The sequence below is a fragment of the Pollutimonas bauzanensis genome (assembly GCF_040393045.1).
Lineage (GTDB): Bacteria > Pseudomonadota > Gammaproteobacteria > Burkholderiales > Burkholderiaceae_B > Pollutimonas > Pollutimonas bauzanensis_A.
The window spans coordinates 33,268-47,053 of sequence record NZ_JBEBUX010000014.1 but is presented as its reverse complement, the minus strand read 5'-3'; the positions used below and the strand labels follow the sequence as shown (position 1 = coordinate 47,053).

Here is a 13,786-nt window from a genome sequence, read left to right as displayed (position 1 = left end):
GGCACTCCGGACATTGGGCCAGGTATAAGCGACGGTCGTTGCGATGATTGCGCCTGTTCGCTCACCTGTCACCTGCCGCCAATCGCCAGCCTCACGCAAAGATGCCAAGCACGCTGCCCGTCTCAGCGATGTTTCAATCTTCCATGACACAGCGGGACAGGTCCTGGGAGGGGATGTTGCAGCGACTTTCGGGGCGCCCGGCGTAGGGGGCGAGCGAGCCGGAAGTGAAGGGAACCCCGGACGGGGTGGACGAACGAGGCAAAGCGATGTTCGGCGCCGCAGGGCGCCGAACCGTCAACGAGGAGCAAAACATCCCCTCCCAGGACCTGGCCCGCGTATCAAGAAAGAAACAATGACGCTAAGACCCTGACATGCGCACTAGGAAAATATACAAACGCGAAGAATCTAACATACGGACTAGGGACAAAGTAAACTCAAAGACGCAAACATGCGGATCAAACTGCGGACAAACCCGCCGTAATCCGGGATAATTGCCCTCATGACCTGGAACTTCGCAAAAATGCATGGCGCCGGCAACGATTTCGTTGTCCTCGACGGCGTGCGACAAGCTATCGACATGACGCCCGAACGCGCGCGTGCATTGGCCGACCGACACTTCGGCATAGGCGCCGACCAGATACTGCTGGTCGAAACCCCATTGCACCCCGAAGCCGATTTCCGCTATCGGATTTTCAACGCCGATGGCAGCGAAGTCGAGCACTGCGGCAATGGCGCCCGCTGCTTCATGCAATTTGTGTATGAACAGGGATTATCCCGGCGCACTCCCCTGCGCGCCGAAATCTGTACTGGCCTCATCACCCTGACCCGCCTGGACTCTGGCGAGATCTCAGTCGAAATGGGCAGCACCCGATTCGAGCCTCAAGCCGTCGCTTTCGACACGCAAGGGCTGCAATCGGCACCCTGCAGCGACGATACGCTTTGGACCCTGCCGCTGGACGGCCACAATGATGCCGTGTTGTCTCTCGTCGCCATTTCCAACCCTCATGCGGTGCAAGTCGTTCCCGATGTCAGTACTGCAGCCGTTGCCGAAACCGGCCCGCTGATTGAATCGCATCCGCGGTTCGCGCAGCGCGTCAATGCCGGCTTCATGCAGGTTATTGACCGCCACACCATCAAGCTGCGGGTTTACGAAAGGGGCGCTGGCGAAACTTTGGCCTGCGGCACTGGGGCATGCGCGGCCGTCGTTGCCGGCATCCGGCGCGGCCTGCTCGATAGCCCCGTGCGCGTGCATACACGCGGCGGCCTGCTTACGGTGGCATGGAACAACAACGTCCTGCACATGAGCGGGCCGGCCGTTACTGTCTTCACCGGACAAGTCGATATCGACGCTTTGACTGACTCGTCCAATACCAAGGATTCCCTACTCTAATGACCACAAGCAGCTTTTCTCCCGACGATGTCGCGCATTTTCTGAAAGAACACCCTGGCTTTTTCCAGGAGCATGCCGAACTGTTCTCCAATTTGCGCGTGCCCCATCCTAACGAAAGCCGCGCCATCTCGCTGGGAGAGCGACAAATCATGACTTTGCGCGCCCGCACCAAGGACTTGGAATGGAAACTTTCCGGCTTGGTTCACAACGCCAATGGCAATGAAAAAATCAGCGACACTATTAACCAGTGGTGCTGCCGCATGTTGGCCGAAGATGATGCCAAGCAGATTCCTGCCCATATCATACGCAGCCTGGGCGACTTGTTCGACCTTCCCACGATTGCGCTACGGGTCTGGAACCTGCCCAAGCTGGGCGATAGCGAATTCACCCAAGATGTGACCGATTCCATCCGCAGCTTTGCACGCGACCTGACCAAGCCTTATTGCGGGCCGCTGAATGACCAGGAAGCGGCGGGATGGCTGGGCACGCCGCCAGCGTCGTTGGCCATCATTTCCTTGCGGCCTACAGGCCACATCGAACCCATCGGCCTGCTTGTGCTCGGCTCGGACGATGCTGAACGATTCACCCACGACATGGGCACCGCCTTTTTGGACACGATTAATGAGTTAGCCAGCGCCAGTCTGCTGCGCTTGCAGGATCCAGCCACTCAAGAGCGCGCTTAGGCGGTAGCCATGCACGCCTTGCCTTCACCCATGGAACAGTGGCTGCGGCATTTGCAGGCCAACCGCCGTTACTCGCCACATACGCTGGCGGCTTATCGGCAAGACTTGCGACACCTGGTTCAATGCCATCCCGACACGGCACTGGAAAGCATTACTGAAAGCCATATCCGCCACGCTATCGCGCGCCTGCACAGCCAGGGCCTCAAACCTCGCAGCTTGGCGCGGGCGCTTGCAGCCTGGCGGGGCTTTTTCCAATGGCGCGCTCCGCTTGCCGACATGGATAGCAATCCGGTCGCAGGTGTGCGCGCACCGAAAGCGCCACGCGGTCTGCCCAAGGCCTTGTCGGTTGAACAAACCCAGGTTCTGCTTGATCGGCCCGGCTTGCCTGAACCGGCGAGCGCGGCGGATTGCCGCGACCAGGCCATGTTTGAAGTCCTGTATTCCAGCGGTTTGCGCCTGGCAGAACTCGTCAGCCTGGACTGGCGCTATACCCGTCAGGGGCAATACGAATCCCAAAGCTGGATCCAGCTTGCAGAGCAAGAAGCGATCGTCAAAGGCAAGGGAAACAAGACGCGCAGCGTGCCGTTGGGCGGCAAAGCGATAGTCGCAATAGAACGTTGGCTGGCGCTGCGGCATCAAATGCTCTCAGGCCAGCAAGACACGGATACGACGTCGGCACTTTTCCTTGGCGTACGGGGCAAGCGTATCAGCCCACGTATTGTTCAGTCGCAACTGGATAAGCTGGCTATCCTTGTCGGGCTACCGGTTCATGTGCACCCGCACAGTCTGCGCCATAGTTTTGCCAGCCATATGCTGCAATCGGCGCAAGATTTGCGCGCAGTCCAGGAGCTGCTGGGCCATGCCAACATTAGCACCACGCAAATTTATACGCGCCTTGATTTTCAGCACCTGGCGCAAGCGTACGATCAAGCTCATCCCCGCGCCAACCGCAAACCTTGATATGCCAACGCCGGCGCTAATTACTTGGTTTCATCAAGTAAATCAACCGCCCCGCGTTCCAGCTGAACATGCCTAAATAGGTCGCCGCAGGCTGGTCCGCCGGCGCAAGCGCATCGGAATATAAAGTCCCAACCACTTGAGCGCCAGTTTCCCGGGCAATTTGCTTGGCCAGCTTCGAGTTCGTGGTGTTCTCAATAAACACCCCTGAAATACGCTCTTTTTTTGCAAGGCTGATGATGGCCGCGACATCCTTGGCCGACGGCTGTGCGTCGCTGGACAAGCCCACTACCGAAATGAACTGTATGCCGTAGGCCTGGGCAAAATAGCCGAACGCGTCATGCGAGGTAATCACCTTGCGCCTGGCCAAAGGAATTTCAGCGAACCCTTGCCTGATCTCGGCATCCAGCTTTTTCATCTGGGCAACATAAGTTTGCATACGGCTTTGATAATAGGCTCGGCGCTTAGGGTCCGCCTGCGACAAGCCATCCGCAATATTCTTTGCATAAATCATGCCGTTGCTCAGATCCTGCCAAGCGTGAGGATCGACATCACTATGGGCATGCCCGTCCTTCGCCACACCATGACTGTGATCATGTTTGTGATCGAGATCACCGTCGTTATGGTTATGGCTAGGCTGATCGGCTTCGGTCAAATGGCGTAGGGCGACGTCTTTGGAGGCAAGTACTTGCACTCCCTTGAAACCCGAGGCCTGCACCAGGCGCGGCAACCACCCTTCAAAATCCAGCCCGTTGATGACAAGCACCTGAGCCTGCGATAACGCCTTGGCATCCTTGGGAGTAGGCTCGAACGAATGCGCATCGGCATTAGGACCAACAATAGTCGTCAGGGAAATTTGTTCCCCGCCAATTTCCTTGACCATATCGCCCAAAATCGAAAAACTGGCAACGACACGCAAGGGCTCGTCGGCAGCGAACCCTGCGGGTACCCCCAAGATCAATATGCCGCCAGCCAATATCGAGAGCGCGGTGCGGCGGGAAAATCGAAAAGCATGCTCAATGCTATTGGCTCGTAACATCAAAGTCGCTCCGAAATTTGGGATAAGCGCTGGTGGCGCGCATGTGCCTGCTTGACTGCCTGCAATAACCCACCCTGCGGGCCAAAAAACACAGATAAAAAATACACAGTCCCTGCAGACAAAATAATAGACGGAGAAGCCGGCACATTGGCATAGTAAGAAAACAATAATCCGACGTAGGACGAAAAACTACCTATGATGGCCGCCAGCACCATTTGCCGGCCAACAGATCTAGCCCAGAATCGCGCCGCCGTTGCCGGCAACATCATTATCCCCACCACCATCAACGTTCCGAGCACCTGGAAGCCCGCGACCAAAGTCATCACCAAAAGCACCAAAAAAACCATATGAATATACGAACCTGCCCTGCCTTCCCCCTGTAAAAACAAGGGGTCCAGGCACTCCAGCACCAAAGGCCGGAAAATCGCAGCCAGCAACAGCAAGGTAATCGTGGATGTCGATGTAACCAGCAATAGCGAGCTATCGTCCAGGCCCAGCACCGTACCGAACAAGACGTGAATCAAGTCCATGTTCGAGCCGCGCAAAGACACCAGCATCACACCCAGCCCCAGCGAAACCAGATAAAACGCCGCGAAGCTGGCATCTTCACGCTGGGGGGTCAGCCGCGCCACCGCGCCAGCCAGCATCGCCACCACCAGTCCGGTAATCATGCCGCCTATCGTCATGGCGCTCAACGACAAACCTGCCGTCAGGAAACCCACCGCCACACCTGGCAAAATGGCGTGGGCCATGGCGTCGCCCATCAAGCTCATGCGGCGTAATACCAGGAACACGCCTAGAGGGCCTGCGGCAAAGGCCAAAGCCAGTGCACCCGCCAGCGCACGGCGCATGAAGTCATATTCGATAAAGGGGCCGAATAGCCCATCCAAGATCCATGTCACAGATAGTCTCCTGCGCATAGATGACGCGCCAAATGCAGATTTTCAGGCGTCAGGACGGTATCAGTGGGCCCCCAGGCAACTGCCTGCCCAGCCATCAGCAAGGCTTGCGGAAAGCATGCGCGCACCATATCCAGATCATGCAATACGGCGATCACCGTACGGCCTTCGCGATGCCAGGTTTGCAACAACAACATCAAGTCTTCGGTAGTATTGCGGTCCACCGCGGCAAAAGGTTCATCCAGCAATAACGTGTGCGCATCATGCAGCAAGAGCCGTGCGAACAGCGCGCGCTGCAACTGTCCGCCTGAGAGCGTCCCTATGATGCGCGGGCCGAAATCAGCCAGCCCTACCGTATCAAGTGCCGCATGTACGCGCTCGCGCTCGGCCGCATCAAACCGTTTCCAGGCACCAACCCGCCTCCATGCGCCCATGGCAACCAAATCATAGGTGCTGATGGGGAAGCTGCGGTCGAGCTCGCCCAGCTGCGGCAGCCAGGCCATCTGGCTGCGCGAGTCGCCCGCCAGGCGAATATGGCCTCGCAAAGGACTGACCAGTCCCATGATGCCTTTGATCAGGGTGGACTTGCCGGCGCCATTCGGACCTACGATAGCAGTCAACGAGCCGCGGGCAAAAGCGCCCGTAACATCGCGCACCGCCACGCGATCCCGCCAACCCAAGGAAAGCTGATCCAGTTCGATAACAGAACTTGTCATGGTGCCATTACCACCATTCCATTGCCCATCCGGTCAATATCCACAGGAACGCCACTGCGAACAACATGCAGACCAGTCGCTGGACGCATGACGCTAACAGGGAGGAGCCGCGGTAAGCGCGCGGCTCCTGGGGTGAGGCAAAAAAAATTCGGCGCATGATTCCGCAGAGAAGGGGCGAGATGTAAGAATATGGCTGTTATGTTATAACATACGGAAGGTTGTTGCACAGCCTCACGTCCGGGAAGCACTCAGTTCGTGTGCGTTTCGTGTACTCATGAATCACATTGTCCAGCATCATGCCAGCCAAACATTCGACTTCTCCGCCTGCCATTGCGGCAACGCTACGTACCGCCGAATCGCTATGCATACAGCGCGGCAAACGCCTTACGCCCATACGGCGCAGGGTGCTGGAAATTCTGCTTGTACAACAGCGCAGCCTGAAAGCCTACGAGTTGCTGGAACTGATACGCGATGACCAGCAAGGCGCCGCGCCCCCCACGGTCTATCGCGCGCTTGATTTTCTGGTCGACGAAGGCTTGGTGCACAGGCTGGATGCCATCAACGCCTGGACGGCATGCCTGGACGCCGGCGGCGAACGTCATGATTTGCTAGTGGTGTGCACCCAATGCGGCGCAGTCGCCGAGTTAAGCGATCCCGAACTAAGCCGGCAACTGGCCGGTAAAGTGGCAAATGTGGGATTTATGCTTTCCGGCCACGAAACCGAGCTTAGGGCCTTGTGTGGCAAATGCAGCCTGCTTGCGCCGCCCCACAACCACGCGCACGCCCACCACGGCTAAGGCGTCTATACCCGCCAAACGGCGTTTATTCCACAGAGAAGTAAAGTTTCCCCCCCGTATATTTGCTCTAAAGCGTATGCTGTGATGTAATCGCACGTTATGTTTTTTTTGCGCGGTACGAAATTTATGATATAGCCGCCTCTTTTTCCGGCGGCATACATATTTGACCCGCGCCATGCGAGGCCTACGATGAAACCCGCTATTAGTACAGAAAAAATGGTGCCGGTCACCATCCTTACCGGTTTCCTCGGAGCAGGGAAAACCACACTGCTCAAGCGCATTCTTACCGAATACCACGGGCGCCGGATCGCTGTCATCGAAAACGAATTCGGACCGGAAAGCATCGACAACGAATTGCTTATCCAGGACAGCGAAGAAGAAATCGTCGAACTCAGCAATGGCTGCGTCTGCTGCACGATCCGTGGCGACCTGATGCGCACGCTCAATGAATTGCGTGTCAAGCGTCAGGCCGGGCAACTGAATTTCGAACGCATCATCATCGAAACCACCGGCATGGCCAACCCGGGTCCTGTTTGCCAGACCTTCTTCATGGACGACGAAATCGCCGATTACTACCGGCTTGATGCTGTCATCACCGTGGTCGACGCCAAACATGGCATGCAAACCCTGGACGACCAGGAAGAAGCGCAAAAGCAGGTGGGTTTTGCCGACCGTATCCTGATTTCGAAAAAAGATCTGGTCAACGAAGTCGACTACCAGGCATTGCGCTCGCGCCTGATACGCATCAACCCGCGCGCCTCGATCACGCCAGTCAATTTTGGCGAAACCGACCTGAAGGTGCTGCTGGACATTAGCGGCTTCAACCTGAACACCATCCTGGATATCGACCCCGATTTCCTCGATAACGAACATCCCGACGCCGCCCATGATCACGGACATGGCCACGATCACGATCACGACCATGATGGCGAATGCCACGATCACTGCGGCCACCACCACGATCATCACCACGCGCAACACAACGACGAAATCAGCGCATTTGTGTTTCGTTCCAAGAAGGCCTTTGATCCCGAACGGCTCGAAGAATTCCTGGGCGGCATCGTTCAGGTGTACGGACCCGACTTACTACGCTATAAAGGCATCTTGTACCTAAAAGGAATCAACCGCCGCATGCTTTTCCAGGGAGTCCACATGATGATGGGTGCGGAACCTGGAAAACCCTGGCTATCCAGTGAAAAGCCTAATACCAAAATGGTGTTCATTGGCCGTAAACTTCCCCAGGAAATTTTTACCCGGGGCCTGGAGCAATGCTTGGTCTGAGAGCGAACCCCGTCGCCGCAGAAGTGCCGCAGTGGTTTCAAGCACCAACATGAAAAGAAAAGGACATACCATGGCAAGCAAATCAGCAGCCGCAAAGAGTCAAATCCACTTGCCCACAGAAAAAGAACTGTTGGCAATGCCGGAAGCCGAATACATGAATGACATCCAGCTGGCATTCTTCCGAAATCGCCTGAAGGAACTGGAACAGGAAATCCTGACCAACGCTGGCACGACTACCGAAAATCTGCGCGAAACCCAATTCGTGCCCGATCCTGCCGATCGCGCCACGATCGAGGAAGAACACGCCCTCGAATTGCGCACTCGCGACCGCGAACGTAAATTGCTGAAAAAAGTGCAGCAATCCATTACCCGTATCGATTCAGGCGATTATGGCTGGTGCGAAGAAACCGGTGAACCTATCGGCGTTCCCCGTCTTTTGGCGCGCCCTACGGCAACTTTGTCGCTGGAAGCCCAAGAGCGCCGCGAAATGCGCCAAAAGCTGTACGGAGATTAAGGCGGCATAGTGGCTTAATGCAGGATTTGGGCGCTTGGGCGCCTGATCCAGCTGCCACGTATTCTCTGGATTTACCCTTGAACTTTCTGGCATTGCCCCCAGCTAAGAAATTCAAAGGAAGAATCCATGGAACAATTTCACGCTACCACCATCATTTGTGTTCGCCGCGGCGATCAAGTCGCTTTGGGCGGCGATGGCCAGGTCACCCTGGGCAACATCGTCATCAAAGGCACAGCGCGCAAAATACGCCGTTTGTATAACGACAAAATTCTTGCAGGGTTTGCCGGCGCCACAGCCGATGCCTTCACGCTCCAAGAACGTTTTGAAGCGAAGCTGGAAAAATACCAGGGCAATCTCATGCGCTCGGCTGTCGAGCTGACGAAAGACTGGCGTACAGACCGCGTTCTGCGCCGCCTGGAAGCCATGCTGATTGTCGCCGATCGCGAACATACTCTTGTGCTGACCGGCAACGGCGACGTGCTGGAACCCGAACATGGCTTGGCAGCCATTGGCTCTGGCGGCGCTTATGCCCAGTCGGCCGCACTTGCGCTCCTGCACAATACCGATATGGCCCCTGCCGACATCGTCAAGAAGTCGCTGGAAATCGCTGGCGACCTGTGCATCTACACTAACCAGAACCATATCGTCGAAACGCTGTAAGCGCGGCTTCCGCCGCAAGGCACAACGCTCTCGCACCCAACATACAGAACATTATGTCAGCTACCACTATGACCCCCGGAGAAATCGTCTCCGAGCTCGACAAGAATATTGTCGGACAGAATCGCGCCAAACGCTCCGTAGCCGTTGCCTTGCGCAACCGATGGCGCCGCCAGCAGGTGCCCGAACCTTTGCGCAACGAAATCGTCCCCAAAAATATCCTGATGATAGGGCCTACCGGCGTGGGCAAGACCGAAATCGCCCGCCGCCTGGCCAAACTGGCCAACGCCCCCTTCATCAAAATCGAAGCCACAAAATTCACGGAAGTCGGCTATGTCGGCCGCGACGTGGACACGATCATCCGCGACCTGATCGAAATTTCCGTCAAACAGACTCGCGACGTGGAAATGCGCCGTGTCCGGACACAAGCTGAAGACGCCGCCGAAGACCGCATCCTGGACGTGCTGGTATCGCCTCCGCGTAATGCCCAGGGCGAACCCGAGCGCGAAGAGAACAGCGCCCGCCAGACCTTCCGAAAAAGGCTGCGCGAAGGCAAGATTGACGACCTGCAGATCGATATCGAAGTTGCTCAACAAGCGCCGCAGATGGAAATCATGGCGCCTCCCGGCATGGAAGAAATGACCGAGCAGCTTAAGGGCATGTTCGCAGGCCTGGGGCGCGATAAGAAAAAAACGCGCAAAATGTCGGTAAAAGAAGCCTTCAAGCTGCTGATTGAAGAAGAAGCCAGCCGCCGCGTCAACGAAGAAGATCTGCGCACGGCGGCCATCTTCAATGCCGAACAAAATGGCATCGTCTTCCTGGACGAAATCGACAAGATAGCTACCCGCCAAGAACACCAAGGCGGCGACGTATCGCGCCAAGGCGTGCAGCGCGACCTGCTGCCACTGGTCGAAGGCACCACCGTCAACACTAAGTACGGCGTAGTCCGCACCGACCACATCCTATTTATTGCCTCGGGTGCGTTCCACTTGTCGCGTCCGTCGGACCTCATCCCCGAACTGCAGGGGCGCTTTCCGATACGCGTCGAACTCGACTCGCTTACCGCTGATGATTTTGTGCGCATTCTTTGCGACACCGATGCATCGCTGACCAAGCAGTATCGCGCCTTGCTCGGTACGGAAGATGTCATACTGGACTTTACCGACGAAGGCATTCAGCGCATGGCCGAGCTCGCGTTCGAAGTCAACGAGCGTACCGAAAACATCGGCGCTCGCCGCCTTTATACGGTCATGGAGAAACTGCTCGAGGACTTGTCGTTCGACGCCTCGGCAAGCAGCGGAAAAACCGTGGTCATCGATGCTGCCTATGTCAACGACAAGCTCGAAGAGGCTGCCGGCAACCAGGACCTTTCCCGCTACGTACTGTAAAGCGGTATACCACCCTGGCGCTCATCTGGAGCGCCAGGGCCTTTATCAAGCCCGAATCACTTCGAAATTTGGGTCACCACATATTTGCCAGGCTCGCGCTTTGCGGTGAACTTCACCTTGTCGCCCGGCTTGATATCCTTGAGCAGATCGGGCGCTATGCGATACACCAGCGTCATGGCAGGCAATTCAAGGTCTGAGATTGCGCCGTGCTTGATTGTTATCTTTCCTGCTTGCGCATCCACACGGCGCACCTCGCCGGACGCGCTAGCCTCTTGCGCCGCAACTCCCGTTGAATAGAACGACGTCAACGCCAATGCCGCTGCAATAGTCCGCAACTGCCACTGATTAGCCAAAGCCATAAGCTACACTCCTGTTAAGTTCTTATCGTAACGCCAATCCAAGGAAAAGGTTTGACCGACGCAAGCAAACGCTACCAGTTGCGCACAGCTGTAGCACAAGACATCCCACACATCCTGGGCCTGATGCGCGAAATGGCTGAGTTCGAAAAGCTGACAGATATATTCAAAGCCACCGAAGCCAGCCTGCACAACAGTTTTTTTGGCGCCCAGCCTGCGGCCCATTGCCTGGTGGGGCATACCGAAGACGAGCCCGGGTTGCCCGTTGCCTATATCATGTGGTTTCACAATTACTCCAGCTTCCTGGACAAGCGCGGCCTGTATCTGGAAGACGTCTATATCCAGCCTGCGCATCGCGGCAATGGCTTGGGAAAAATGGTGCTTAAACACCTTGCCCGGCTAGCTATCGAACTGGACTGCGGACGTTTCGAATGGACCGTGCTCGACTGGAACCAGAACGCCATCGATTTTTACAAACATCACGGCGCCGAGATTCTGCCGGAATGGCGCATTGTCCGCGTCACAGGCGATGCCATGCGGCAGCTCGCTGAATAATCAGGAAAACTTAATATGTCCATACGCCTTTCAGTGATTACGACCCGTACCGGCGACCAAGGTACAACAGGCCTGGGCGACGGCAGCCGCGTCGACAAAGATGCGCCGCGCATTGCTGCATTGGGTGATGTCGACGAATTAAATAGCACCATCGGCGTATTGCGCGCCGAACCACTGCCGCACGCTATCGATATGTTGCTGGGCCGGGTGCAGAATGACTTGTTCGACATGGGCGCCGAGCTGTGCATCCCCGGTCATACGGCAGTAAACCAAGACCACGTCCTGTTCCTGGAAGAAGCCTTGGCAGAACACAACGCCAAGCTGGGAAAACTGCAAGAATTCATCTTGCCCGGCGGCTCGCGCCCTGCGGCACTGGCGCATGTTGCCCGCACAATCTGCCGGCGCGCCGAACGCGCCGTCATTACACTGAACCGCAGCGAACCCGTCAATGCACCGGTTATTCAATACCTGAATCGCTTGTCGGACTTATGTTTTGTGTTGGCTCGTATATTGAATAACGCGGCCGACAAGCCCGACGTGCTGTGGGGCCGTTAATGCCCGTCGGCAGTATGGATTTCCAGCGCTTCCAAAAAGCGTGACACCATATTGTAGGTAGCAATGGTAGCAGTCAGCTCAACCAACTGGCGGGGCTCGAAATGCGGCTTGACCGCCGCAAAGACCTCGTCGGGCACCTGAACGTGGCGCGTCATTGCATCGGCATACGCCAAAACGGCACGCTCTTTATCGCTGAACAAAGACGATGACTCCCATTGGGGCAAATCATCCAGTTGCGCCTGCGTCATGCCTTCCTTCAGTGCGATAGGCGCATGCTGGTCGGCTTCGTAAGGCGCACGATTCACAATGGCAATACGCATGATCACCATCTCGCGCAGATCGCCAGTCAATGAGCTGTTATGCCGTATACCTGTCAGGTGATTAAGCCAGCCACGCGCAACTGGCGGGCTTTGCAATAGCATTTGGTACAACAGCAGCACGCTGCCGCGCTCGGCGACAATCTGCTCGACTAGCGGACTGACCTCGGGATGGGCCAGATCGGCGTAAGGTAAACGGGCCATGTAAAAAAGCTTCCTTGAATTCAAGCCGGTAATATCTGGCTTACTGTGCTGACAAAACGTGCAACGATTTCGCTAATATTGGCATCGGTGCAAATGAAAGGAGGTGCAAGCAAGACATGGTCGCCGTGCACGCCGTCGATGGTGCCGCCCATAGGGTACATCAGCAAGCCATTTTGCATTGCCTGTTTCTTGAGCTTGGCATGAGTTTTTTGAGCCGGATCCAGAGTCGCCTTGGACGCTTTGTCTTGCACAAACTCGACACCAACGAAAAGGCCCCGGCCGCGTATATCGCCAACGTTAGGGTGCTCGCCAAGCGCGCTACGCAATTCCGCACGCAACTGTTCACCCCGCGCCAATACATTGGCCAGCAAATGATCTTGTTCGATAACTTGTTGCACTGCCAGCGCAGCCGCGCACGCCGTGGCGTGCCCCATATAAGTATGGCCGTGCTGGAAGAAACCGCTGCCGGCCAACAGCGCATCATAGATTTTGCTGCTCGCGATCATGGCCCCGATAGGCTGATAGCCAGCGCCCAAGCCTTTGGCAATGGTAATGATGTCGGGCGCGACGCCATCTTCGGCACATGCAAACAAATGCCCGGTACGGCCCATGCCTGACATGACTTCGTCCAGAATCAGTAATACGCCGTAGCGATCACACACCTGGCGAATACGTTGCAAATAGGTATTGACCGGCGCTACCGCCCCAGCGGTTGCACCCACCACGGTTTCAGCAACAAACGCCGCCACATTCTCTGGGCCAAGTTCAAGTATTTTCTGTTCCAGTTCCTGGGCCAGGCGCTCTGCATACTGTTCCTGGGTTTCGCCAGGCAACTGATCGCGATAGGCGTAGCAGGGTGCAACATGATGCGCCGGCACCAATAAAGGCAGAAAGGGCTCCCGCCGCCAGGCATTACCCCCTATCGCCAATGCGCCCAACGTGTTGCCGTGGTAACTTTGACGTCGCGCAATGAAGTGGCGGCGTGTAGGCTGACCGATTTCAACAAAATACTGACGCGCCAGTTTCAAGGCAGCTTCTACCGCCTCGGAACCGCCCGACAGAAAATAAACATGATTCAAGTCGCCGGGCGCCCGACTGGTCAGGAAATCGGCCAAGTCTTCGGCGGCCTGCGTGGTAAAGAATGAAGAATGGGCGTATGCAATCTTGTCAAGCTGGTCTTTGATAGCCTGGATGACGACCGGATGGCCATGCCCCAGGCACGACACCGCCGCCCCCCCAGACGCGTCGATATAGCCCTTGTTGTTCTGGTCGAATAGTTCGATACCCTGGCCGCGTATGGCAAAGTCGAGCTGCTGTTTAGGATTGCGATGGAAGACGTGTGTCATGGGTTTCTCAACCAGAATAATTCAACATTTGGATCTTTAATCATATACCAAACAACAAATAAATCAATATGCCTGAGATCAAAATGCATTTATGATTATCGGGTGTTGCTGTTTTCTCACATATCAGCCGAT

General features: G+C 56.2%; 16 protein-coding genes. 10 read left to right on the top strand and 6 right to left on the bottom strand.

Translation table 11 applies throughout. The features are described from left to right. Nucleotides 1–499: 499 nt before the first annotated feature. The 3 genes from dapF to xerC are packed head-to-tail and all read left to right on the top strand — an operon-like array spanning nucleotide 500 to nucleotide 3,033. Entirely contained in the window at nucleotides 500–1,390 is an 891-nt protein-coding gene (gene dapF, locus ABWO67_RS04060) for a diaminopimelate epimerase (RefSeq protein WP_353147876.1), read from the top strand. After that, nucleotides 1,390–2,073, top strand: coding sequence for a DUF484 family protein (locus tag ABWO67_RS04055; protein ID WP_353147873.1), 684 nt, complete (start codon nucleotides 1,390–1,392; stop codon nucleotides 2,071–2,073). Before dapF ends, ABWO67_RS04055 begins: the two co-directional genes overlap by 1 nt. 9 nt (nucleotides 2,074–2,082) lie before the next feature. Further along, nucleotides 2,083–3,033, top strand: coding sequence for a tyrosine recombinase XerC (gene xerC, locus ABWO67_RS04050; protein ID WP_353147870.1), 951 nt, complete (start codon nucleotides 2,083–2,085; stop codon nucleotides 3,031–3,033). A 16-nt stretch (nucleotides 3,034–3,049) separates the two neighbouring features. On the opposite strand, the gene ABWO67_RS04045 is transcribed toward xerC, so the two are convergent. The 3 genes from ABWO67_RS04045 to ABWO67_RS04035 are packed head-to-tail and all read right to left on the bottom strand — an operon-like array spanning nucleotide 3,050 to nucleotide 5,684. Next, the gene (locus tag ABWO67_RS04045; RefSeq protein WP_353147867.1) at nucleotides 3,050–4,069 is read right to left on the bottom strand and encodes a metal ABC transporter substrate-binding protein; all 1,020 of its coding nucleotides are present in this window, start codon (nucleotides 4,067–4,069) and stop codon (nucleotides 3,050–3,052) included. Further along, a complete protein-coding gene (locus tag ABWO67_RS04040; RefSeq protein ID WP_502929958.1) occupies nucleotides 4,069–4,920 on the bottom strand; it encodes a metal ABC transporter permease in 852 nt (283 codons plus the stop codon). Before ABWO67_RS04040 ends, ABWO67_RS04045 begins: the two co-directional genes overlap by 1 nt. A 47-nt stretch (nucleotides 4,921–4,967) precedes the next feature. After that, a complete protein-coding gene (locus tag ABWO67_RS04035; protein ID WP_353147861.1) occupies nucleotides 4,968–5,684 on the bottom strand; it encodes a metal ABC transporter ATP-binding protein in 717 nt (238 codons plus the stop codon). Between the two features lie 296 nt (nucleotides 5,685–5,980). Between ABWO67_RS04035 and ABWO67_RS04030 the strand changes: the two genes are divergently transcribed. The 5 genes from ABWO67_RS04030 to hslU all read left to right on the top strand — a co-directional run bounded on the left by ABWO67_RS04030 (nucleotide 5,981) and on the right by hslU (nucleotide 10,321). Then, nucleotides 5,981–6,481 (top strand): Fur family transcriptional regulator, encoded by a 501-nt coding sequence (locus ABWO67_RS04030; RefSeq protein WP_353147858.1) that lies wholly within the window; start codon nucleotides 5,981–5,983, stop codon nucleotides 6,479–6,481. A gap of 189 nt (nucleotides 6,482–6,670) precedes the next feature. Beyond that, the gene (locus tag ABWO67_RS04025; protein ID WP_353147855.1) at nucleotides 6,671–7,762 is read left to right on the top strand and encodes a CobW family GTP-binding protein; all 1,092 of its coding nucleotides are present in this window, start codon (nucleotides 6,671–6,673) and stop codon (nucleotides 7,760–7,762) included. A 70-nt stretch (nucleotides 7,763–7,832) separates the two neighbouring features. Further along, nucleotides 7,833–8,276 (top strand): RNA polymerase-binding protein DksA, encoded by a 444-nt coding sequence (dksA, locus tag ABWO67_RS04020; protein ID WP_353147852.1) that lies wholly within the window; start codon nucleotides 7,833–7,835, stop codon nucleotides 8,274–8,276. Nucleotides 8,277–8,402: 126 nt separating this feature from the next. Continuing rightward, complete coding sequence (gene hslV / locus ABWO67_RS04015; protein WP_132638368.1) at nucleotides 8,403–8,936, top strand: ATP-dependent protease subunit HslV; 534 nt, start codon at nucleotides 8,403–8,405, stop codon at nucleotides 8,934–8,936. Nucleotides 8,937–8,989: 53 nt separating this feature from the next. Beyond that, entirely contained in the window at nucleotides 8,990–10,321 is a 1,332-nt protein-coding gene (gene hslU, locus ABWO67_RS04010) for an ATP-dependent protease ATPase subunit HslU (protein WP_353147848.1), read from the top strand. Between the two features lie 56 nt (nucleotides 10,322–10,377). Here hslU and ABWO67_RS04005 read toward each other — a convergent pair whose 3' ends face one another. Then, entirely contained in the window at nucleotides 10,378–10,680 is a 303-nt protein-coding gene (locus tag ABWO67_RS04005) for a copper-binding protein (RefSeq protein WP_353147845.1), read from the bottom strand. A 51-nt stretch (nucleotides 10,681–10,731) separates the two neighbouring features. Here ABWO67_RS04005 and ABWO67_RS04000 point away from each other — a divergent pair, with 51 nt between their 5' ends. After that, on the top strand, nucleotides 10,732–11,232 hold the full coding sequence (locus tag ABWO67_RS04000; RefSeq protein WP_353147843.1) for a GNAT family N-acetyltransferase: 501 nt from the start codon (nucleotides 10,732–10,734) through the stop codon (nucleotides 11,230–11,232). Nucleotides 11,233–11,247: 15 nt separating this feature from the next. Then, nucleotides 11,248–11,787 carry a cob(I)yrinic acid a,c-diamide adenosyltransferase gene (locus ABWO67_RS03995; protein WP_353147840.1) on the top strand — a complete coding sequence of 180 codons (540 nt, stop codon included), beginning with the start codon at nucleotides 11,248–11,250 and terminating at the stop codon, nucleotides 11,785–11,787. Here the strand turns inward: ABWO67_RS03995 and ABWO67_RS03990 are convergent. Together ABWO67_RS03990 and ABWO67_RS03985 are read right to left on the bottom strand one after the other, a co-directional pair. Beyond that, nucleotides 11,784–12,308 (bottom strand): carboxymuconolactone decarboxylase family protein, encoded by a 525-nt coding sequence (locus tag ABWO67_RS03990; RefSeq protein WP_353147837.1) that lies wholly within the window; start codon nucleotides 12,306–12,308, stop codon nucleotides 11,784–11,786. The genes ABWO67_RS03995 and ABWO67_RS03990 overlap by 4 nt on opposite strands. A 20-nt stretch (nucleotides 12,309–12,328) precedes the next feature. Further along, nucleotides 12,329–13,654: an aspartate aminotransferase family protein gene (locus ABWO67_RS03985; protein ID WP_353147834.1), complete on the bottom strand. Its 1,326-nt coding sequence runs from the start codon at nucleotides 13,652–13,654 to the stop codon at nucleotides 12,329–12,331. Nucleotides 13,655–13,786 lie beyond the last annotated feature (132 nt).